Origin of the sequence: Dellaglioa algida DSM 15638 (genome assembly GCF_001434695.1) — a bacterium.
Taxonomy (GTDB): domain Bacteria; phylum Bacillota; class Bacilli; order Lactobacillales; family Lactobacillaceae; genus Dellaglioa; species Dellaglioa algida.
In genome coordinates this window covers 29,540-49,383 of record NZ_AZDI01000004.1, presented here as the reverse complement: position 1 = coordinate 49,383, position 19,844 = coordinate 29,540, and the positions used below count along the sequence as shown (strand labels likewise).

The 19,844-nt window shown below is 36.5% G+C and carries 18 protein-coding genes; 14 read left to right on the top strand and 4 right to left on the bottom strand.

Going from position 1 to position 19,844, the window contains the following annotated elements; all coding sequences use genetic code 11:
* Positions 1-21: 21 nt before the first annotated feature.
* Entirely contained in the window at positions 22-492 is a 471-nt protein-coding gene (locus FC66_RS04085) for a MarR family winged helix-turn-helix transcriptional regulator (RefSeq protein WP_057974118.1), read from the bottom strand.
* Between the two features lie 1,017 nt (positions 493-1,509).
* Between FC66_RS04085 and FC66_RS04080 the strand changes: the two genes are divergently transcribed.
* From FC66_RS04080 to FC66_RS04055, 6 genes are all read left to right on the top strand, one after another.
* Positions 1,510-2,622 (top strand): aminotransferase, encoded by a 1,113-nt coding sequence (locus tag FC66_RS04080; protein WP_057974117.1) that lies wholly within the window; start codon positions 1,510-1,512, stop codon positions 2,620-2,622.
* A gap of 635 nt (positions 2,623-3,257) precedes the next feature.
* A complete protein-coding gene (gene arcA, locus FC66_RS07955; protein WP_057974116.1) occupies positions 3,258-4,493 on the top strand; it encodes an arginine deiminase in 1,236 nt (411 codons plus the stop codon).
* 24 nt (positions 4,494-4,517) lie between these two features.
* The gene (argF, locus tag FC66_RS07950) at positions 4,518-5,534 is read left to right on the top strand and encodes an ornithine carbamoyltransferase (protein ID WP_057974115.1); all 1,017 of its coding nucleotides are present in this window, start codon (positions 4,518-4,520) and stop codon (positions 5,532-5,534) included.
* A gap of 152 nt (positions 5,535-5,686) precedes the next feature.
* The gene (arcD, locus tag FC66_RS04065; RefSeq protein ID WP_057974114.1) at positions 5,687-7,111 is read left to right on the top strand and encodes an arginine-ornithine antiporter; all 1,425 of its coding nucleotides are present in this window, start codon (positions 5,687-5,689) and stop codon (positions 7,109-7,111) included.
* Positions 7,112-7,134: 23 nt separating this feature from the next.
* Positions 7,135-8,082, top strand: a complete 948-nt coding sequence (arcC, locus tag FC66_RS04060; RefSeq protein WP_157051992.1) for a carbamate kinase — start codon at positions 7,135-7,137, stop codon at positions 8,080-8,082.
* Positions 8,083-8,210: 128 nt separating this feature from the next.
* Positions 8,211-8,942, top strand: coding sequence for a Crp/Fnr family transcriptional regulator (locus tag FC66_RS04055; protein ID WP_057974112.1), 732 nt, complete (start codon positions 8,211-8,213; stop codon positions 8,940-8,942).
* A 62-nt stretch (positions 8,943-9,004) separates the two neighbouring features.
* On the opposite strand, the gene FC66_RS04050 is transcribed toward FC66_RS04055, so the two are convergent.
* On the bottom strand, positions 9,005-10,015 hold the full coding sequence (locus FC66_RS04050; RefSeq protein WP_057974111.1) for a YeiH family protein: 1,011 nt from the start codon (positions 10,013-10,015) through the stop codon (positions 9,005-9,007).
* Between the two features lie 98 nt (positions 10,016-10,113).
* Between FC66_RS04050 and FC66_RS04045 the strand changes: the two genes are divergently transcribed.
* From FC66_RS04045 to FC66_RS04030, 4 genes are all read left to right on the top strand, one after another.
* On the top strand, positions 10,114-10,935 hold the full coding sequence (locus tag FC66_RS04045) for a LysR family transcriptional regulator (protein ID WP_057974110.1): 822 nt from the start codon (positions 10,114-10,116) through the stop codon (positions 10,933-10,935).
* 138 nt (positions 10,936-11,073) lie between these two features.
* The gene (locus FC66_RS04040; protein WP_057974109.1) at positions 11,074-12,036 is read left to right on the top strand and encodes a ring-cleaving dioxygenase; all 963 of its coding nucleotides are present in this window, start codon (positions 11,074-11,076) and stop codon (positions 12,034-12,036) included.
* 2 nt (positions 12,037-12,038) lie between these two features.
* Positions 12,039-12,671 (top strand): alpha/beta hydrolase, encoded by a 633-nt coding sequence (locus FC66_RS04035; protein WP_057974108.1) that lies wholly within the window; start codon positions 12,039-12,041, stop codon positions 12,669-12,671.
* 7 nt (positions 12,672-12,678) lie between these two features.
* Entirely contained in the window at positions 12,679-13,296 is a 618-nt protein-coding gene (locus FC66_RS04030) for a flavin reductase family protein (protein WP_057974107.1), read from the top strand.
* 201 nt (positions 13,297-13,497) lie between these two features.
* Here FC66_RS04030 and FC66_RS04025 read toward each other — a convergent pair whose 3' ends face one another.
* Positions 13,498-13,974, bottom strand: a complete 477-nt coding sequence (locus tag FC66_RS04025) for a nucleoside 2-deoxyribosyltransferase (RefSeq protein WP_057974106.1) — start codon at positions 13,972-13,974, stop codon at positions 13,498-13,500.
* Positions 13,971-14,882 carry a nucleoside hydrolase gene (locus FC66_RS04020; protein WP_057974105.1) on the bottom strand — a complete coding sequence of 304 codons (912 nt, stop codon included), beginning with the start codon at positions 14,880-14,882 and terminating at the stop codon, positions 13,971-13,973. The genes FC66_RS04025 and FC66_RS04020 overlap by 4 nt, the downstream gene beginning before the upstream one ends.
* A 217-nt stretch (positions 14,883-15,099) precedes the next feature.
* On the opposite strand from FC66_RS04020, the gene FC66_RS04015 reads away from it, so the two are divergent.
* From FC66_RS04015 to FC66_RS04000, 4 genes are all read left to right on the top strand, one after another.
* Complete coding sequence (locus FC66_RS04015) at positions 15,100-16,137, top strand: BMP family lipoprotein (RefSeq protein WP_057974104.1); 1,038 nt, start codon at positions 15,100-15,102, stop codon at positions 16,135-16,137.
* A 104-nt stretch (positions 16,138-16,241) separates the two neighbouring features.
* The gene (locus FC66_RS04010; protein WP_057974103.1) at positions 16,242-17,762 is read left to right on the top strand and encodes an ABC transporter ATP-binding protein; all 1,521 of its coding nucleotides are present in this window, start codon (positions 16,242-16,244) and stop codon (positions 17,760-17,762) included.
* Between the two features lie 20 nt (positions 17,763-17,782).
* Positions 17,783-18,844: an ABC transporter permease gene (locus FC66_RS04005; RefSeq protein WP_057974102.1), complete on the top strand. Its 1,062-nt coding sequence runs from the start codon at positions 17,783-17,785 to the stop codon at positions 18,842-18,844.
* On the top strand, positions 18,844-19,803 hold the full coding sequence (locus FC66_RS04000; RefSeq protein WP_057974101.1) for an ABC transporter permease: 960 nt from the start codon (positions 18,844-18,846) through the stop codon (positions 19,801-19,803). Before FC66_RS04005 ends, FC66_RS04000 begins: the two co-directional genes overlap by 1 nt.
* The last annotated feature ends 41 nt before the right edge of the window (positions 19,804-19,844 follow it).

The window sequence follows — 19,844 nt, the reverse complement described above, 5'->3', positions numbered from 1 at the left end:
GGAAGGATGAAAAAAACTATTTTATCGTTTTTTTCTTTCATTAGATATATCTAAAAAAATTTGTTCCGTTTCAGTTCCTATACGTTCTAGATCCATGATAACTTCATCTGGTAAATATTTGTAAAGATTAGCGATACTTTTGTTTAATTGTTTAGAAAATTTAGCATGTGCTTTGTAAATTTCTGAGCCTTTAACGGTTAAATTAATGACAACTTCGTTTTCAGTTTCTGGAGAAATTGATTTAGTCACTAAATCATTCTTTCTCAATTGCTTAATCCGTTTAGAAACTGCTCCTTTCGTGATACCTAATAGTTCGGCTAAACGTGTAACATTAATGTCTGGATTATTGCCAATGAACTCTATCGTATGCGTTTCTGATGGATGAAGTAAGATATCAGTTCCATAGGAATACGGTGTTTTTTCAATTTCATTATATCTATTGATAACTCTTAAAAAAATATCACTTAGTTCTGAAAATGTTTCTTTTTTCATAAGTATGCCCTCAATTCAGTATTTGATTTCGTTTTTATTATAAAGGTTTGTGTTTCCAATGTAAACAAGTTCCTTTGTAAACACAAACGGCTATTACGATATTAAATGGGTCATAGGGATTAGCCAAATTTCTAATCATTTTAAATCTTAAGTCATATTTCTAACGAATACGGTGTCTGGATTGTTTCTTGAATTTCTTTTTTTGGATTATTAACTGATAGTTGTTCTAAAAAATAATGTAGTAACTGCTGTTAGTCCCGCTTGCTATATTGTATTTAATTACAGTGATGTCAGATGATTTTTATTTTATTTACTTTTCATGGTTTATATATGGAATCAGTAACGCTGCAATCGGTGGGTCTTTGAAATCCCATTTTATTAGACGGTTGACGAATGGTGAACGTAAAATTGAGGCATTTAACAGTAAGTATATTAGGTGTGGGAACAGTTATTTTTAAAATGACCTATACATCGTATTTTTGGTTATGATTGCCGTTTTTAAACATCTCATTAGGATTTAAAGATAGTAAAATTAAATTTATTGAGAGATCGATGTTAAAAGATAATATGAAAGATTTAAAAGATAACAAACAGATCACTTATCTATATTTAATTTCAGTTGATAGCCATTTTGAGTAATTATATTTTCGAACAGGTTAACTAAAAATAAGTGCCTTATTATTAATAACGTCCTTATTTAGTCTCTTAATCCTGTTGGTACAATTTCTTTGTTTTTAATACCTTTTAAGTTAAAAATGTGTCATCAAAGATGTCTCTTGTTGGTACCATTGACAGCGTTGTAGCTACGCTATTTCTGTGGGGCGTGGGCATGTTAGATAAATTTTACTTGTTTAATGTCATAATAATCGTAATAAATTTATTGCTCATGATGGTATCTTTATCGTTACTGATTGAGTCAAAAGGATGGAAAAGTGTGAAGTTCTTCCTATTTTAACAATTCATTTCTGTTATTATGTATGCGTTAACAAAATATTGTGGAATGGAGAATGATAACTTATGGAAATTGCAGGATTTGGCGTTGAGGAATGGTTGAACGTTTATGAAACACAGGCTACATATGATATTGCGCAAAGTACAGTTTCATCGATGACGATGAACGAGTTGCTGAATATGGGTCAGGCAAATAGTCAGGATTTTTATCGTGATTTAGATGCACAAAAAATGAATTACGGTTGGATTGAAGGTTCTCCAGCCTTTAAAACAGAGGTCAGTCATTTATATAAAACTGTCTCACCAGAACAAGTTTTACAAACTAATGGTGCAACAGGAGCGAATCAATTAGCTTTATATGCATTAATCGAACCTGGTGATCACGTCATTTCTATGTATCCTAGTTATCAGCAACTCTACGATATTCCTAAATCATTAGGAGCTGAAGTTGATTTTTGGAATATTTCTGAAGAAAATCAGTGGATGCCCGATTTGGACGAATTACGGACACTTATCCGTCCAAATACTAAAATGATTTGTTTAAATAACGCAAATAATCCAACGGGAACGGTTATTGAAACAAATTTAATGACAGAAATAGTAAAAATCGCTCAAGAAGTTGGCGCGTATGTCCTAGTTGATGAGGTTTATTTGCCTTTAGACGATACTACAGATGTCAGTTCAATTGTTGATTTATATGATAAAGGGATTGCGACAAATAGTTTGTCGAAAACATATTCGACGCCTGGTATTAGGATTGGATGGACAGTTGCTAATCCAGCTGTAACGGATATTTTTAGAAAATATCGCGATTATACAATGATATGTGCCGGTGTTTTTAATGATCAGATGGCTGTTCATATTTTAAAAAATAAGGATCTCGTTCTGGATAGAAATCGAAAAATTGTTAAACAAAATTTAAAAATATTAACTGACTGGATCGATAATGAACCAGCTGTCAGCTTAGTCGTGCCAAAATCTGTTTCAACTTCATTTATAAAATTTGAAACAATTGACGATGATGAACAATTTTGTAAGAAGTTATTAAAAGATTATGGGGTTTTAATGGTCCCTGGTAGTCGATTTGGTGTGCCAGGCCATGCAAGATTAGGGTATTGTGCTAAAGAATCAGTTTTAGTAGAAGGTTTGAAACGTTTGTCACAAGCATTACATGAATAATTATGATATTGAATAGAGTCATAAAATCCGATTTAACAATTGGATTTTGTGGCTTTTTTTTTACAAGAAGAAGGGGGCGCAGATATAAATTTTTTGTGTTCTATTTTGAGAGCTAACAGAGGTGGACCAATTTATATTATTCTTACTATAATTTATTGGTTTTATGGTTACATTATTATCGTAATTAATGATTTTTATAAGATATAAAATTACGATAATAGCTAACTTAGTAAGTAATTAAAGAGATATCAGGGTGTCCAAATATTAGAAATATCGGTTGATAGAACATTTAAAAACATAGTTATATCAACGCTTTAATGGGGTGCCGGTTTCCATAAAGACGTGGTTCAGTGGTTATCAAATATGCTTATTATCCCGGTAATAGATGTAATAATGAAAGAGATTAAAAATTATATATTAAAAATAATTATAAAATAATAAAATTCTAATGATTCTCATTTGATATTTTTAAAAACCCAACAATGAAGGCGCATACAACGTTATTTGGGAAGGAATAATGCATTAAAACACTCATAATGAGAAAAAATTCACATTATGAGTGTAAGCGTTTACGCAAATAGACCAATTAGACCTGTTATGCTTTGCATGTAATAAATATATAGGAGGTAATCATTATGACAAGTCCAGTACACGTAACATCAGAAATCGGAACTCTTAAAACAGTTTTGTTAAAGAGACCCGGTAAAGAAGTTGAAAACTTAACACCAGATATTATGGGTCGTCTTTTGTTTGACGATATTCCATACTTACCTGAAATTCAAAGAGAACATGATTTCTTCGCAAAAACATTGCAAGACAATGGCGTTGAAACAATCTATCTTGAAACTTTGGCTGCTGAAGCCCTAGATGCAGGAAATGTAAAAGAAGAATTTTTGGAAAAAATGTTAGATGAATCAGCTTTAGTTTCTAGCACACTCCATGCAGCATTGAAAGAATACTTACTTTCAATGGAAACACAAGACATGATTGATAAAATTATGGCCGGCGTACGAACAAATGAAATCGATTACAAATCAAATGCTTTAGTTGATCTCAGTTCTTCGGAAGACTACCCATTCTTTATGGATCCAATGCCTAACCTTTACTTCACACGTGATCCAGCAGCTTCAATGGGTGATGGGTTAACAATTAACCGTATGACATTCGCTGCACGCCGTCGCGAATCATTATTCATGGAATACATTATGGAATATCATCCACGTTTTGCTAACAAAGGCGTAAATGTATGGCGTAGTCGTAACCATCTCGACCGTATGGAAGGTGGAGACGAATTAATTTTAAACGACCACGTTCTTGCAATTGGTATTTCACAACGTACTTCAGCTCGTTCAATTGAAGAATTAGCACAAGTTCTATTCGCAAAACACAGTGGTTTTGATAAGATTTTAGCAATTAAAATTCCTAGCAACCGCGCAATGATGCATTTGGATACTGTCTTTACAATGATTGATTACGATAAATTCACAATTCATCCAGGAATTCAAGATAACGGCGGAAACGTTGATACATTTATCTTAGAACCAGGTAAAGATAACCACATTAATATTTCACATCGTACAGACCTTCAAAATGTCTTACGTGAAGTCTTAAAAGTGCCTGAACTTATCTTAATCCCAGTTGGTAACGGCGATGCAGTAGTTGCACCACGTGAACAATGGAATGATGGTTCAAACACACTAGCAATTGCACCAAATACTGTTGTGACTTATAACCGTAACTACGTATCAAATGAAGTCTTAAGAAGTTATGGCATTAAAGTTATTGAAGTTATTTCAGCCGAATTATCACGAGGTCGTGGTGGTCCACGTTGTATGAGTATGCCTATTGTTCGTGAAGATCTAAAAAAATAACAATTAAAAAAGGTGGAAATTAACATGTCAAATACAGTCTTTCAAGGACGCAGTCTTTTAGCAGAAAAAGATTTTACTCCGGAAGAATTAGAATACCTAATTGATTTTTCAATTCATTTAAAAGATTTGAAAAAACGTGGAATTCCACATAAATATCTTCAGGGTAAAAACATCGCTTTACTTTTTGAAAAAAATTCAACAAGAACACGTGCTGCTTTCACAACAGCATCAGTTGATTTGGGTGCACATCCTGAATTTCTTGGAAAAAATGATATTCAATTAGGCAAAAAAGAATCAGTTGAAGATACTGCCAGAGTTTTAGGTAGCATGTTTGACGGTATCGAATTCCGTGGATTCAGCCAAGATGTTGTTGAAGGATTAGCTAAGTTCTCAGGCGTTCCCGTATGGAATGGTTTAACTGACGAATGGCATCCAACACAAATGATTGCCGATTTCATGACAGTTAAAGAAAACTTCGGTAAATTAAAAGGCATTACATTAACATACGTTGGTGATGGCCGTAACAACATGGCTAACAGCCTTTTGGTAACTGGTTCAATGTTAGGTGTTAACATTCATATCGTTGCACCTGACTCATTACAACCAACTGAAGAAGTTCAAAAATTTGCTGCAGAATTTGCTGAAAAATCAGGTAGCAAAAACATGATCACTTCAGACGTTGATAAAGGTGTTAAAGGTTCAGACGTTCTTTACACAGATGTTTGGGTATCAATGGGTGAAGAAGATAAGTTCGAAGAACGTATCAACACATTGAAACCATATCAATTAAACATGGACATGGTTAAAAAGACTGGTAATGAAAACATGATTATCATGCATTGTTTACCAGCATTCCATGGCATTGAAACTGAATATGGTAAAGAAATGTTTGAAAAATATGGTGTTAGAGAAATGGAAATTACTGACGAAGCATTCCGTAGTAAGTATGCGCGTCAATTTGAAGAAGCAGAGAACAGAATGCATTCAATCAAAGCAATTATGGCTGCAACTGCAGGAAACTTATTCATTCCACGCGTTTAATAACATCAAGATAGTTTATTTTTAACGGTGAACTAACTTAACAGGGAAGTGTCTCTGCAAAAAAATAGGCTGTCATTAGGGGGACTAATCTGGAGCAAGACTTTAGATTAGTCCCCCTTTTATTTTTAATAAAGAAAGTAGGCAGTTGAATTATGGAAGAAAAAAATACAGTTAAAAAAATTAGTTTGATGGCGCTTGTTGCGCTAGTTATCAGTTCTTCTATCGGTGGTGGGGTCTTCGGATTAACGTCTGATTTGGCCAATGCATCTGCACCGGGTCCTGCGTTAATTGGTTGGGTCATTGTCGGAGTGGGTATTTTAATGTTATCACTCTCATTAAATAACCTGTTGAACAAAGAACCAGAATTAGAAGGGATCTTTACGTACGCTGAAAAAGGATTTGGCCCATTTGCTGGGTTCATTAGTGGTTGGGGTTACTGGTTGTCTGCTTGGTTAGGAAACGTGGCATTCGCTACGATCCTAATGAGTGCGGTTGGCTACTTCTTCCCTATCTTTAAATCGGGTCAAAATCTCCCTTCAATTTTAATTGCAAGTATCCTTTGCTGGGCGTTAACTTTCTTCGTTAACCGTGGTATTGAAGGCGCCGCTGCGATTAATGCAATTGTTACAGTCTGCAAATTAATTCCAATTTTTGTCTTTATTGTTGTTGCTATATTCTTATTCAAGATCGATGTTTTTTCAGCTAATTTCTGGGGCACAATGAGCCATAACTTTGCCGCAGGCGATGTCGCCTTACAAATTAAAAAATGTATGATGGTGATGATGTGGGTCTTTGTTGGTATTGAAGGGGCTTCAATGTTATCTTCTCGTGCAGAAAAAAAATCTGATGCCGGTAAAGCAACAATTATCGGACTAATCAGTTTATTGACTATTTATGTGTTGGCCTCAATGTTACCTTACGGTATTTTAACGCAAGCACAATTAGCTTCAATTCATCAACCAGCAATGCTTTATATCGCTGTTGAAATGATTGGCCCATTTGGTGGCTATCTTATCGGAATTGGGTTAATTATTTCAATTTTAGGTTCATGGTTGTCATGGACAATGCTTCCAGCAGAAACGATGTTACTTATGACAAGAAGCAAGTTGTTACCCGCTTACTTCGGTAAAGTTAACGATAAAAAAGCCCCAACTTTTGCTTTAGTCTTAACGGCAGGATTAATTCAACTATTCCTATTCACGCTTTTATTTACAGATAAAGCATATAACTTTGCCTATTCATTATGTACGGCTGCAATTATTGTTTGTTATATCTTAGTAGCAATGTATCAAGTTAAATATTCAATTCAACACATTGATGAGAAGGGGAACAAAGCGCAATTAACATTTGGCTTAATTGCTTTATTATTCCAAATTTCCGGTATTATCATGGCCGGTGTTAGTTACTTATTACTCTGCTTAATTGCTTATATCCCAGGAATTTACTTTTACGGAAAAGCCAGACAGGCACAGGGTGAGAAGTTTTTATCAAAAGGTGAAATTGGTATGACGATTGTTATTGTTATCGGCGCTTGTGTCGGAATATGGTTAATTGCGTCAGGAAGAATGGTTGTTTAAAAAATAAAAAAGAGGAGTCGATTATTATGTCAAGAAAAATTGTTATTGCTTTAGGTGGAAATGCTATTTTATCAAAGGATGCTAGCGCTGAGGCACAACAACAGGCATTACGTGAAACTGCTGAATATTTAGTTAAATTCGTTGAAAAAGGTGATAAATTAATTATTTCACATGGTAATGGGCCACAAGTTGGGAATTTATTATTACAACAAGCGGCTGCAGTTTCTGAAAAGAATCCAGCTTTACCATTAGATACTTGTGTTGCAATGACACAAGGAAGTATCGGTTACTGGATGCAAAACGCATTAGATAATGCGCTGGCTGAAAAAGGGATTGATAAAGAGGTTGCAACTATTGTGACACAAGTTATTGTTGATCAAAATGATGACGCCTTTAGTAACCCAACAAAACCAGTTGGACCTTTCTTTACGGAAGAAGCGGCCAAGGCAGAAATGGCTGCTCATGAAGAGATGACCTTTGTCGAAGATGCCGGTCGTGGTTGGCGTCGTGTCGTTCCTTCACCACGTCCAACAGGTATCAAAGAATATAAAACAATTGATCGTTTAACAGAAAATGATGTTATTTCAATTTCTGTTGGTGGTGGTGGCGTCCCCGTTGTTGAAGAAAATGGCAAATTGCACGGTGTAGAAGCAGTTATTGATAAAGATTTTGCTTCAGAAAAATTAGCTGAATTAGTAAACGCTGATTTACTCATTATTTTAACAAGCGTTGACAATGTATACGTTAACTTCAACAAACCTAACCAAGAAAAATTAGAAGAAGTAACCGTTTCTCAATTGAAAGCATATATTAAAGAAAATCAATTTGCTAAAGGAAGTATGTTACCTAAGATTGAAGCTGCAATTGAATTCGTTGAAGCTAGTCAAAACGGTCGCGCAATTGTCACATCTCTAGAAAACATTAGCCAGTTATTAGATAACGACGCTGGAACAGTTATTGTGAAAGGTTAATAATCCTTTTGTACTCTTAGGACGGATAGTCCATAAGATAGGGTAGTTAATTGTGGCCAATAGATATCCATGTTAAAATAGTGATGGAGAGAGTTTGAGTCAGTTAGTCGTTAGTGGAGGGGATCAAAATGGGACAGAAAAGTGAAGCAATACCCCAATATATGCAGTATTTGAGACAATTATCGGATTTCGAAACGTTAACCGATGAAGAAGCGAATTTACTAATGAACAATATGAGTATCAAGTCGTTTCAAAAAGGCCAAGTTCTTTTTGATGAAACGGATCAACGCACTCGGTTTTACTTTTTGATTGAAGGCGTAATACGGGTTGAACGATTTGATATCGACGGTGATTTTGGCTTCTATTCATATATCAAAAATGACTTGGGATTTCCGTATCGCGGATTATTAAGTGATAAAAACTACCCATACTTGGCTAGAGCAATGACGGATATTCAAATCGTTTATTTCCCAATGGCTCTAGTTGAACGGATATTAAAGCAAAATATTCTGATGGCCACGCGAGCAATCACAGAGATGTCGACAATTTTAAGTGCTACAGAGAACCAAGTTCAAAGAATGGTAACATCAAGCGCCCATAATCGAATTGTACAAGCCATTAATATTTTGGCGGAACAGTTGGGTGCTGATTTCACCCAAAAGCACGTTATTATCCCATATCGCGTCACAATTAAAGAGCTGGCCCTAGTTAGTGGGACCACCCGTGAAACGACGGGACAGGTCATTAAATGCTTGGCTAAACACGATGAACTTATCTTTGAACGACAACAATTAACCTTATTGGAGGGATGGTTCGCTGACCAGAGTTTTGATCGGCAAGAGCGTATCTTTAAATTATAAGTTAACAAAAAATGACCCCATGACTTGGCATGAAAATATGTCAAAATCATAGGGTCATTTTTTTAAAATAATAGCGTAATTAAACCAATTGCTAATAAAACTTGAACGAGCATAATGCCACCAGCGTAAAGTAATAAACGTTTTCCTTGGCTGAATAGTGATTGTAAATTCAAACGAAGGCCAATAGCGGCTAGAGCAATAATTTCACACCAAGTGCTTAAGAAATGTGCGAACCCACCAATTGGAGCGGGTAAAAAGTGTAAACTGTTAAGGACGCAGAGTGTTAAGAATCCAATGACGTACCAAGGAACTAAGGTTGATTTTTTTGTTGTCACTTGGGATGCTTGTTGAGCAGGTTGATTTTTATGGTGTAGATAACCGAAAATACTAATAACGAAAACTAAGCAAATGATTCTGAGGATTTTGAATAATGTGGCAGTCACAATAACATGTTGATTCAACATAGTTGCACTGGCAACTACCTGACCAACAGATTGAACAGTTCCACCAATTAAAACACCTCTGAATACGTCATTACCACCCCAGAGTAGCGTTCCAATAATGGGTAAAGTTAACATTAAAATGGTTCCCATAAGATTAACTAATGTAATTGAGATACCTGTTTCTTCATTATCAGCATCGATAACTGGCGCAATTGCACCAATAGCAGAAGATCCACAGACGGCGTTACCACCGGCCATCAATAAATAGGTGCCTTCGCCAAAAGCCAGTTTCTTACCCAACCAAATAGCAAATATAATTGTGATACTCATTTGTAAACAGGAGAACAGGAGACCATTTAAACCAATTTCTTTGATACTTTGGAAGGTGATGGTTGCGCCGAGTAAAAGCACGGAATATTCTAGTAATCTTTTCTCAGAAAACTTAGTTCCGGCTGTTAATGATGGCTGTTTTAAAATAGTGTTGCCTAAAATAATACCAATAAATAAAGCAATCGTTGCACCACCAAGCATTGGTAACCAAAGTTTAGCGATAAAATAACTGGCTAGGCCAATTATTAACGATACAATAAAACCAGGTAGTAAGTTAATTATTTTTTTCAAGTTGTTCATCCTCCTAAATAGTATCTTAACTATAGCGGATTTATTTTGATTAATAAAATAAATATTTATAATAATAACTATTAATAAAATGAATGGAAGTGATTGGTATGTTTAAAAACTTAGAAATTTTTAAATCAGTATATGAAACTAGAAACTTTACCACCAGTGCGCAACTATTATTCCTGTCTCAACCCACGATCTCAGTTCAAGTTAAGCAACTCGAAGAGACGCTAGGCGTCATGTTGTTTGAAAGAAACGGGCGACAACAGATTGTGCCTACTGAGAGCGCCATCTTGCTTTATCAACAAACCCAGCAATTATTAGATTTATGGCAACAAGACTTGTTTGCGCTAAAACATCAAAATAGCAATCAGAAAATTTCTTGTAAAATTGCGGCTTCACACACGACCGCGGCGTATTTGCTGCCTGATTTATTACGTAAAAATAAAGAATTTATGAAACCGTTGGAATTGGAAGTCAGTGTGCTTAATTCGTCACAAATTATGGAACAATTAAAACAACATAAATTAGATTTTGGATTTATTGAACAACCGCTAACGGAAAAAAAGATAAAACGACAGTCGTTAACAACGGATCAATTAGTTTGGGCGGGGGATGCAACGGAACCGTGGTTACTAAGGGAGCAGGGCTCTGGCGTCTATCATTATTCAATCAATTATCTAAAGGCAAATAATCTAACCTTAGATCACTTTATGACGGTTAAAAGTAATTCGTTAATTGTTCAGCTACTTAGACAAGGAATAGGGCAGTCAATTGTGTCGCAGACAGCATTAACCGATTACCCAGAGATTCCGGTCAAGACATTATCAAAACAATATCAACGCGAATTTTATCTTGTTTCAAGGGATGAGTTGCCAAAACAAATCCAAACATTTGTGACACAATTAGCAGGTTCATTTATAGCATAGAAAATTAATCTAAAACTGTAAGCGCTTTTGTTATGATTAAAACGTTGCATCAATTATAATGAAATTAGGATAAATAACTTGCTTACTTTTAGTAAGTGTGATATTTTAAATTCATCAAATAAATTGGGGGCATCAATTATGAATACAAAATTATTAGGATTACACCATATTACAGCCATTACTTCGAGTTCACCAAAAATGTTCCGTTTTATGACGGAAATTTTAGGATTACATTTAATTAAAAAAACAGTTAACCAAGATGACGTTAGAACGTATCATTTATACTTTACAGATGATATGGGATCAGCAGGAACGGATATTACATTCTTTGATTTTCCCGGTTTATTCCAAGGTACAAAAGGAAAAAATGGTATTTCAAGAATCGGATTCCGAGTTCCTAGTGATGATGCCTTAGATTTCTGGGCAGAACGATTCCATGATAATGATATCGAACATGATGAAATTCAAACAAACTTTGGTAGCAGAACAATGAATTTCTATGATTTTGATCATGAACAATATCAATTAATTTCAGACGAACGTAACCATGGCGTAGAAGCCGGAACACCTTATTTATATAGCCCAATCCCTAAAATGTTTGCAATTAGTGGATTAGGAACAACTATTATTACAGTGGATTACCCAGAACGCATGGATATTGTGTTAACGGAATTGATGGGCTTCGATAAAATTGCAACTGAAGACCAACGCACGTTATACGAATTGAACGAAGGTGGACACGGCGCTCAAGTTATTATTGAAGAGAGTCGCGTTTTACCAAATGAAATTCAAGCTTACGGAACAGTTCATCATATTGCCTTTAGAACTGAAGACGAAGAATCACTTGCGTACTGGATTGAACGGATTCAAAGTGCCGGTCTTAGTGATTCAGGTTTCGTAGATCGTTTCTACTTCAAATCAGAGTACTTCCGTCCCGGTGAAGGTGTGCTATTTGAAATCGCAACAGATGGTCCTGGATTCTTGCAAGATGAAACGTATGAAGAAGCAGGTATTCATTTGGAATTACCACCATTTTTAGAAGACCAACGTGCAGATATTGAAGCACATTTGGTTAATTTCAATTCAGATAAGAAGATGTAAATATGACAGAAGCGATTACGTCTTATAAACCAGGTAAGCCAGGCAACGCTACGGTCCTGATGTTACATGGGACAGGTGGCACAGAGTCTGACTTGCTATCAATTGCGGATTTTTTAGCACCAGATAGTCCTAAAATTGGTATTCGTGGGCGATTGGTCGAGAATGATTTGACACGTTATTTCGCCCATCTACCAGATGGTGGATTTGATTTGGACAGTTTGGCCGTAGAAACAAGATGGTTAATGACGGTAATTGATGAGTTGGCGGTAGAGTACGCGTTTGACCCGGCACAATTAATTGTGTTAGGCTATTCGAATGGCGCTAACGTTGCTTATTATTCATTATTAACTGGTCAGGCCAAGTTTAAAACGGCCGTGTTACTACATCCGATGGTATTATCGTCTGATGTTAAAACGGATATTGATTTAAGTGATATCAAAATTTGGGGATCCCATGGATTTTTGGATCCCATTGTCTCAAAATCAAACTTTGGTGAGTTGAAGAATTTCTGTCAACAAGCTGATATTGATTTTACAAGTTTTGAAGCTGAACAATCACATCAAATTTCAGAATCAGAGTTAAGAGATGCTGAGCAGTGGTTAGTCGCAACAAATAGACTAAAAATTGAGGAATAAAGACTAAATGATTTCATTTAATAGTAACGAATTATCAACAAAAAATCAGTATAAATTGATGTCTGGAACGTTGATTCCAAGACCAATAGCATGGGTTACTAGTGCAAACGAGGCGGGGCTAATTAATTTAGCTCCGTTTAGTTTTTTCAGCGTTGTTTCGGATAAATTGCCATTGATGTCGATTTCAATTAATCGTCGTAAAGATGGCGTCATGAAACATACCGCCGCTAATATAGTTAAAACGAAACAAGCTGTTGTTCAATTGCCAACTCGAGAATTAATGGAACTGGTTAATCAAAGTGCAGCAAGTTTTGGATCAGACGAGAGCGAAGTTTCCGAACTTGGATTAGAAACGGTAACTAGTAACCTAGTTTCTGTACCTGGTGTTGCGGGTGTTAAGGCCCGTTTTGAAGTGGTGTTGAACCAACATGTGCCTATCATGGATGATGGCGAGATTATTTCTGATTTGTTTATTCTTGAAGTGGTCTATTTTCATATTGAGGATGATATTTTGGACCAGGATAAAATGTATATTGATGCAAAAAAGCTTAATCCGGTAGCGAGGCTTGCCGGACCGGAGTATGCTAATATAGGTGAGAAGTACAAGTTGATTAGACCAAAATAATTAATTTGGATAAACTTGAACCCCGAAGTCATATGACTTCGGGGTTTTTTGTTTCACGTGAAACAAAAAATGTTACGAATTTACGTCAAAGAGTAGGGAAGAGTAGTATTCATGGTTAAAGAGTAGGAAAGGGTAGCATTATAGAAAAAATTTAAATAAAAAACACCTCAAAAATTTTGAGGTGTTTTTTGGTCAATTGTGCTAAAAAATTGATAGATTCACATATTTATTTTGTAAAATTTTAAAGTCGTAGGTTGTTAAATTTTGCATATCTTCTAAACCATCGAACATTGCCGTATAGCTTCCGGCCAACATTAGATTTAAAGGGATACCTTTGTTTTGACGAACTAAAATGACTGGTTTACGGTTTGCTGCGGCGTAACCACATTCCCAAACAGTACCAGAATCAGCTTCGTTATTGTTTTCTTCGAGTTGGTAATCAATGACTGCAACCACAATATCGGCTTGATCAATTTGGCGGATATCATTTTGAAAAGTGGCCGTTTGCCATTCAAATGTACCAAATTCTGCATCGGGATATTGAACATTTCCCGGTAAGTGGATTGAGTCAGCATCAATGGTTGGATTTTTACTGAGAAGGTTAGCTACTAAATCTAAGCGTTCTTTTTGGCCTGGGCTGAAGAAAGGTCCGGCAAGATAAACACGTTTTTTTGTCATGGTTGAACTCCTTTAATTTCTGGTTTGTTTGGGGCTGATTTGGCTAGATTAGTAATAGTTTTAAAGAAAAGGTCGGGATTTATAACTGAACTAACAAGTGACAAATCACGGCCATTAGAGGTAATAAACGTTTTACCCTGGCTCATACCGGTTGTGACAACATCTGCTTTAATTGTTGTTACGTCAACTAAACTGGGATCAATTAAACTGCAAGTTGTTAAAACGTCCCATAGATAGTAGGTTGAGTTATTTGGCAGGTGGACCAAGGGTGGTACAAGTGCGTAACCTTGTCCGATAAAATCTATTGCAGGATATTGGCGATCGAGCGCCCAGTTTGTTCTGACTTCTGATGTTAAAGGGACTTGAATGGTACTCTCTAAACTGACCAAGCGAATAGGAAATGTTGTGTGTAAAACGGTTTTAAATGCTTCAGGGTCCCAAAAGACATTCCATTCAGCTGAGCCATCATGACTAGGTTCATCAACATTTCCTGTCTCGCCAAAAGAACCACCCATCCAAAGTAACTGGTCGATATGTTCTGTAATGCTTGGGACTTTCTGAATGGCACGTGCTAGATCGGTCAACGGACCTGTAAATAACAAGGTAACGGGATTATCAGCGGCCGATAATTTATTGATTAAATCATCAACTGCGTTATTATTGGATATTTTTATTTGATTTGAATATTCATTTAGTATCGGTAATGCATCAATAGAGAAAGCGTCCATCCGCCACTTAATGGGGAAAGGATTCTTCCCACGACTGTCAGATTGGCTAACGGTCAGTGCTTCATGTCGTTTATGACCAAACCTAGAAATGATTTTTTGACTTGCACTCACAGCGGGTTCTACATAAGAATCGGCACCAATCACACCCACGCCGCCGTCATGATTAAAGTAGACATCCAAGTGATAATCCCCCCTTATGTGATTAATAATTTAAGTATACTAATAGTCAAACGATAAATCAATGTATAATTCGGTTATTAAACGTATATGCATTTGTGAATCTAAAATTAATAACCATAATCTTAAAAAGACGAACTATAAATAATATATTTATGTTTACATTCGTATATATTGTGATATGATGAAATCAACAAAATAAGTTTAAAGGGGTATTTAAATGAAAACTCGTAAAATTATCTTTGGCTCACTTTTATCATTAGGACTCGTTTTAACATTGGCAGGCTGTGGTTCTCAAGCAAAATCATCAGCGGGTAAAACAACTAAGAATTCAGTCGCATTGGTAACTGATGGCGGTGGTATTGACGATAAATCATTTAATCAATCAGCGTGGGAAGGTTTGAAAGCATGGGGGAAAGAAAATAAATTCTCTAAAGGTGTTGGTGGATACGATTATGCGCAATCAACATCGCCATCGGACTTTACACCGAACATTAATAAATTAATCAAAGCAAAATATAAAACAGTTTTAGGGATTGGCTATCAGGTTCAAAAGAATATTGCGGATGCGTCTAAACAATATTCAGATGTTAACTTTGTAATCGTTGATTCTGTTATTCCAAATCAAAAAAATGTGGCATCAGTTATGTTTAAGGCTGAACAATCATCATTCTTGGCCGGTGTTGCGGCAGCTGAAACAACTAAAACAAACAAAGTTGGATTCATTGGTGGTGTTAAGAGCGATATTGTTGAAGGATTCCAAGCTGGGTTCACACAGGGTGTTAAGGCAGTTAATAAAAACATTAGTGTCGATGTTAAATATGCCGGATCGTTTTCTAAGGCCGATTTAGGTAAGTCACTGGCAGACGCAATGTATAGCAACCAAGAAGATGTTATTTACCAAGCTGCTGGTGGAACTGGTAATGGTGTTTTCACTTCGGCTAAGGGTTTAGCTAAAGACGGTAAAAAAGTCTGGGTTATCGGTGTTGATCGTGACCAAAAAGCAGATGGTAAATACAATGGTGGTAACGTAACTTTGGCTTCAGCTGTTAAAGAAGTTGGAATTGCTGTTCAAGATTTATCAAACAAAGCACTTAAAGGTAATTTCCCAGGTGGAAAGACAATTGAATATGACCTTAAGGACAAAGGGGTATCTTTAGTTAACGATAATATGTCGGAAAGTGCTGAGAAGCAGGTCAATGCTTATAAAGAAAAGATTATTAACGGGGATATCTCGGTTAGTGCTAAAGCCAACTAATAGAATAACTAGAATTTAGATAATCTAACAAGAAATCTGGAGAGTTGCCATTAAAGGTGCTTTGCAGATTTCGTTTTGTAAACGAAAAGATGGGTGGGATTAGTTTGGCAGAGACGATGGTAGAAATGAAACATATAACCAAACGTTTTGGAAACTTTGTTGCGAATGATGATATTTCATTAACCATAAAAAAAGGTGAGATTGTGGCCCTTCTAGGTGAAAATGGTGCGGGTAAATCTACCTTGATGAGCTTGTTATCAGGCCTTAAGAAGCCATCTTCGGGTGAGATATTAATTAAGAATAAAGTCGTCAGCTTGGCCAGTCCACGTCAGGCGACACAACAGGGCATCGGCATGGTGCATCAGCATTTTATGCTGATAGATGATTTTACCGTTCTTGAAAATATCATTTTAGGTGATGAAAAAACGAAATATGGCATGATTGATCGTATGGGCACAAGAAAAACAATTACCGATCTAGCCGAAAAGTATCATTTACAACTAGATCTAGATAAAAAAGTATCCGATATTTCAGTTGGTATGCAACAGCGAACTGAAATTATGAAGACCTTGTATCGAGATGCAGAAATTCTGATATTTGATGAACCAACGGCGGCACTGACACCGCAAGAAATTGAGAGCCTATTGGTTATTATTAAGCGTCTCGCTTCAGAAGGTAAAGCCATTTTTTTAATTACTCATAAACTGAGCGAAATCAAAGAAATTGCGGATACTTGTATCGTTGTCCGTGCCGGTAAAGTGATTGGGACGGTTAAAGTTTCTGAAACATCAACATATATGATGGCCGAAATGATGGTTGGTCGGCAGATTAGCTTTGCCGCTGAAAAAGTACCGACAAATCAAATGAGAACGGTTTTGGAACTTAAACGTCTTGTTGTCCAAGCGAGTAAAGCAGTGCCCTCAGTTAATGACGTTAGTTTTAAGATTGCGACGGGCGAAATTCTAGGTATTGCCGGTGTTGATGGCAACGGACAATCCGAATTAATGGAGGCAATTTCTGGTTTACGTAAGGTTTCTAGTGGAAATATTATGTTAAATGATAGAGATATCACAAAATTTAAGCCACGTAAAACGACGCAAGCTGGCATTAGCAACATTCCCGAAGATCGTCAAAATGTGGGCCTTATTTTACCAATGTCTGTTTCAGACAACCTGATTCTGCAGGATTATTATCTGTCAAAGAACCAGTCTAAAGGGTTGTTAAATAAATCTAAAATACATCGTGACGGTCAAAAATTGATGTCAGACTTTGATATTCGGGCTGATTCAATTTTGGAACCAGTTGGTTCGTTATCCGGAGGCAATCAGCAAAAAGTGATTATTACTCGGGAGATAAGTCGAAATCCTGATTTACTTATAGCGGCTAATCCTATGCGTGGGTTGGATGTAGGCGCAATTGAGTATGTTCACAAACAAATTTTAAAACAACGAGAAAATGAAAAAGCTATTTTGCTAGTGAGTTTTGAGTTAGATGAATTGTTAAGATTATCTGACCGTATCGCGGTTATCCATCAGGGAAAGATTATGGGAATCGTTAAAACTGGGGACGTGACAAAACAAGAACTAGGATTTATGATGGCTGGTCAACCCATACCAACTCACTAAAGGATAGGAGGGAATACAGTATGCCAAATTCTTCAAAACTATTTAAAGTGTTAGTTCCGTTGACATCCGTCCTTGCCGGATTGGTGGTCGGTGCAATTGTCATGGCTATTTTTGGGTATGACCCATTTTTAAATTATGCGAGTTTATTTACCGGAGCCTTAGGCGACGCTAATGCAATTGGCGAAACACTTCGTGAATTAACACCGTTAATCTTAACTGCGCTTGGATTTTCAATTGCCAGTACCGCCGGTTTTTTTAATATTGGTGGTGCCGGTCAAGCGTTAATGGGATGGATGGCGTCTGTTAGTTTTGCGCTTAATTTTAGTAGCCTCCCTCACTGGTTATTGTTATTGGGGTCAATTATGGCCGGTGCGCTTGCCGGTGGGATCTGGGCCGGAATTGCCGGCGTTTTAAAGGCTTACCTTGGAACAAGTGAAGTTATTACTACGATTATGTTGAATTATATTGCGTTGTATCTAAGTAGTTTTCTGGTTAAGAATTTCTTAGCGCAGGACCAAAGTGATTTTTCAAAAACGATTCCGGAGGGCGCTCGTTTGAGAACACCATTTTTAGAACATCTTACGCAGAACTCAACTTTTAATTACGGAATTATAATTTCGTTAATAATGGTAATCGTGGTGTATTTTTTAATTCAACGGACTAAAGTGGGCTATGAATATCGTGCGGTCGGATTGAATGATAAGGCAGCTAATTATGCTGGGATGAACGTAAAAAAGGTAATTATAAGTGCTATGGTTGTTTCTGGAGCTTTAGCAGGGCTTGGTGGTGCGGTAGAAGGACTTGGTAATTACGAAAATATTTATGTGATGACTTCCTTACCAGATATTGGGTTCAACGGAATGGCCGTTTCACTATTGGCTAGCGGAAATCCAATTGGAATTATTTTTTCTGGTTTACTTTTTTCAATATTAAAAATTGGTGGATTAAGCATCTCGGTTGTTTCAACGACACCACCCGAAATTGTCGACATCGTTATTGCGACAATTATTTTCTTTGTTGGTATTAATTATGTAATTAAAATAGGACTAGAAAAATTGTCGAAGAAGAAGGGGGAAGGCTAATGTCAGTCATAACGATATTGATGACAATGGTTTCTACAGCTTTAATCTACTCAGCGCCGTTAATTTTTGCGGCGCTTGGTGGTACTTTTTCTGAAAGAGGTGGGATCGTCAACGTCGGATTAGAAGGAATTATGATTGTTGGTGCCTTTTCCGGTGCAGTATTTAATCTAACTTATGGACCAGCTTTAGGTGCTGTGACACCTTGGATTGGATTGCTAGTTGCTGGTGGATTTGGACTTCTTTTTTCAGTTTTACATGCATTGGCAACGGTCAATTTTCGTGCGGACCACATTGTTAGTGGAACTGTGTTAAATATGTTGGCTCCAGCACTTTGTGTCTTTTTGACGAAAATATTCTACGATGGTAAGGGGCAAACGCCCGTGCTTGACCAGAGTTTATCAACGTTTACGTTCCCTATCCTGTCAAAAATTCCTGTAGTTGGGGAGATATTTTTTACGAGAACGTCATTGCTGGCTTATCTTGGTATTTTGATTGGATTCATTAGTTGGTGGATATTAATCAAGACGAAGTTTGGTCTCAGACTGAGATCTGTTGGTGAAAACCCTCAGGCTGCAGACACATTGGGTATTAACGTATACTTGATGCGATATTCAGGTGTTTTAATTTCAGGATTTTTGGGCGGAATTGGTGGAGGCATTATGTCGCAATCAATCTCACTGAACTTTAGCGTATCAACGATTGCGGGCCAAGGATTTATGGCACTGGCAGCGATGATATTCGGTAAATGGCACCCGCTTAAAGTGGTTGCAGCTGCTATCTTCTTTGGGATTTCTCAAAGTTTAGCAATTATCGGCGCTTATATCCCAGTTATTTCAAAAATTGATGATGTATGGTTTCAAATGGCACCGTACTTAATCACAATTGTCGTTCTGGCACTGTTTATCGGGAAATTTTATGCGCCGGCTGCTGACGGTGAAACGTATGTTAAATCTAAATAGATAGTTAAAATGGTTACTCGATTTAGAATGAGTAATTATTT

Excerpts from the sequence above, each read along its gene's own strand:
- FC66_RS04085 (WP_057974118.1), bottom strand. The coding sequence starts at position 492 with ATGAAAAAAGAAACATTTTCAGAACTAAGTGATATTTTTTTAAGAGTT.
- FC66_RS04080 (WP_057974117.1), top strand. The coding sequence starts at position 1,510 with ATGGAAATTGCAGGATTTGGCGTTGAGGAATGGTTGAACGTTTATGAA.
- arcA (WP_057974116.1), top strand. The coding sequence starts at position 3,258 with ATGACAAGTCCAGTACACGTAACATCAGAAATCGGAACTCTTAAAACA.
- argF (WP_057974115.1), top strand. The coding sequence starts at position 4,518 with ATGTCAAATACAGTCTTTCAAGGACGCAGTCTTTTAGCAGAAAAAGAT.
- arcD (WP_057974114.1), top strand. The coding sequence starts at position 5,687 with ATGGAAGAAAAAAATACAGTTAAAAAAATTAGTTTGATGGCGCTTGTT.
- FC66_RS04055 (WP_057974112.1), top strand. The coding sequence starts at position 8,211 with ATGGGACAGAAAAGTGAAGCAATACCCCAATATATGCAGTATTTGAGA.
- FC66_RS04050 (WP_057974111.1), bottom strand. The coding sequence starts at position 10,015 with ATGAACAACTTGAAAAAAATAATTAACTTACTACCTGGTTTTATTGTA.
- FC66_RS04045 (WP_057974110.1), top strand. The coding sequence starts at position 10,114 with ATGTTTAAAAACTTAGAAATTTTTAAATCAGTATATGAAACTAGAAAC.
- FC66_RS04040 (WP_057974109.1), top strand. The coding sequence starts at position 11,074 with ATGAATACAAAATTATTAGGATTACACCATATTACAGCCATTACTTCG.
- FC66_RS04035 (WP_057974108.1), top strand. The coding sequence starts at position 12,039 with ATGACAGAAGCGATTACGTCTTATAAACCAGGTAAGCCAGGCAACGCT.
- FC66_RS04030 (WP_057974107.1), top strand. The coding sequence starts at position 12,679 with ATGATTTCATTTAATAGTAACGAATTATCAACAAAAAATCAGTATAAA.
- FC66_RS04025 (WP_057974106.1), bottom strand. The coding sequence starts at position 13,974 with ATGACAAAAAAACGTGTTTATCTTGCCGGACCTTTCTTCAGCCCAGGC.
- FC66_RS04015 (WP_057974104.1), top strand. The coding sequence starts at position 15,100 with ATGAAAACTCGTAAAATTATCTTTGGCTCACTTTTATCATTAGGACTC.
- FC66_RS04005 (WP_057974102.1), top strand. The coding sequence starts at position 17,783 with ATGCCAAATTCTTCAAAACTATTTAAAGTGTTAGTTCCGTTGACATCC.
- FC66_RS04000 (WP_057974101.1), top strand. The coding sequence starts at position 18,844 with ATGTCAGTCATAACGATATTGATGACAATGGTTTCTACAGCTTTAATC.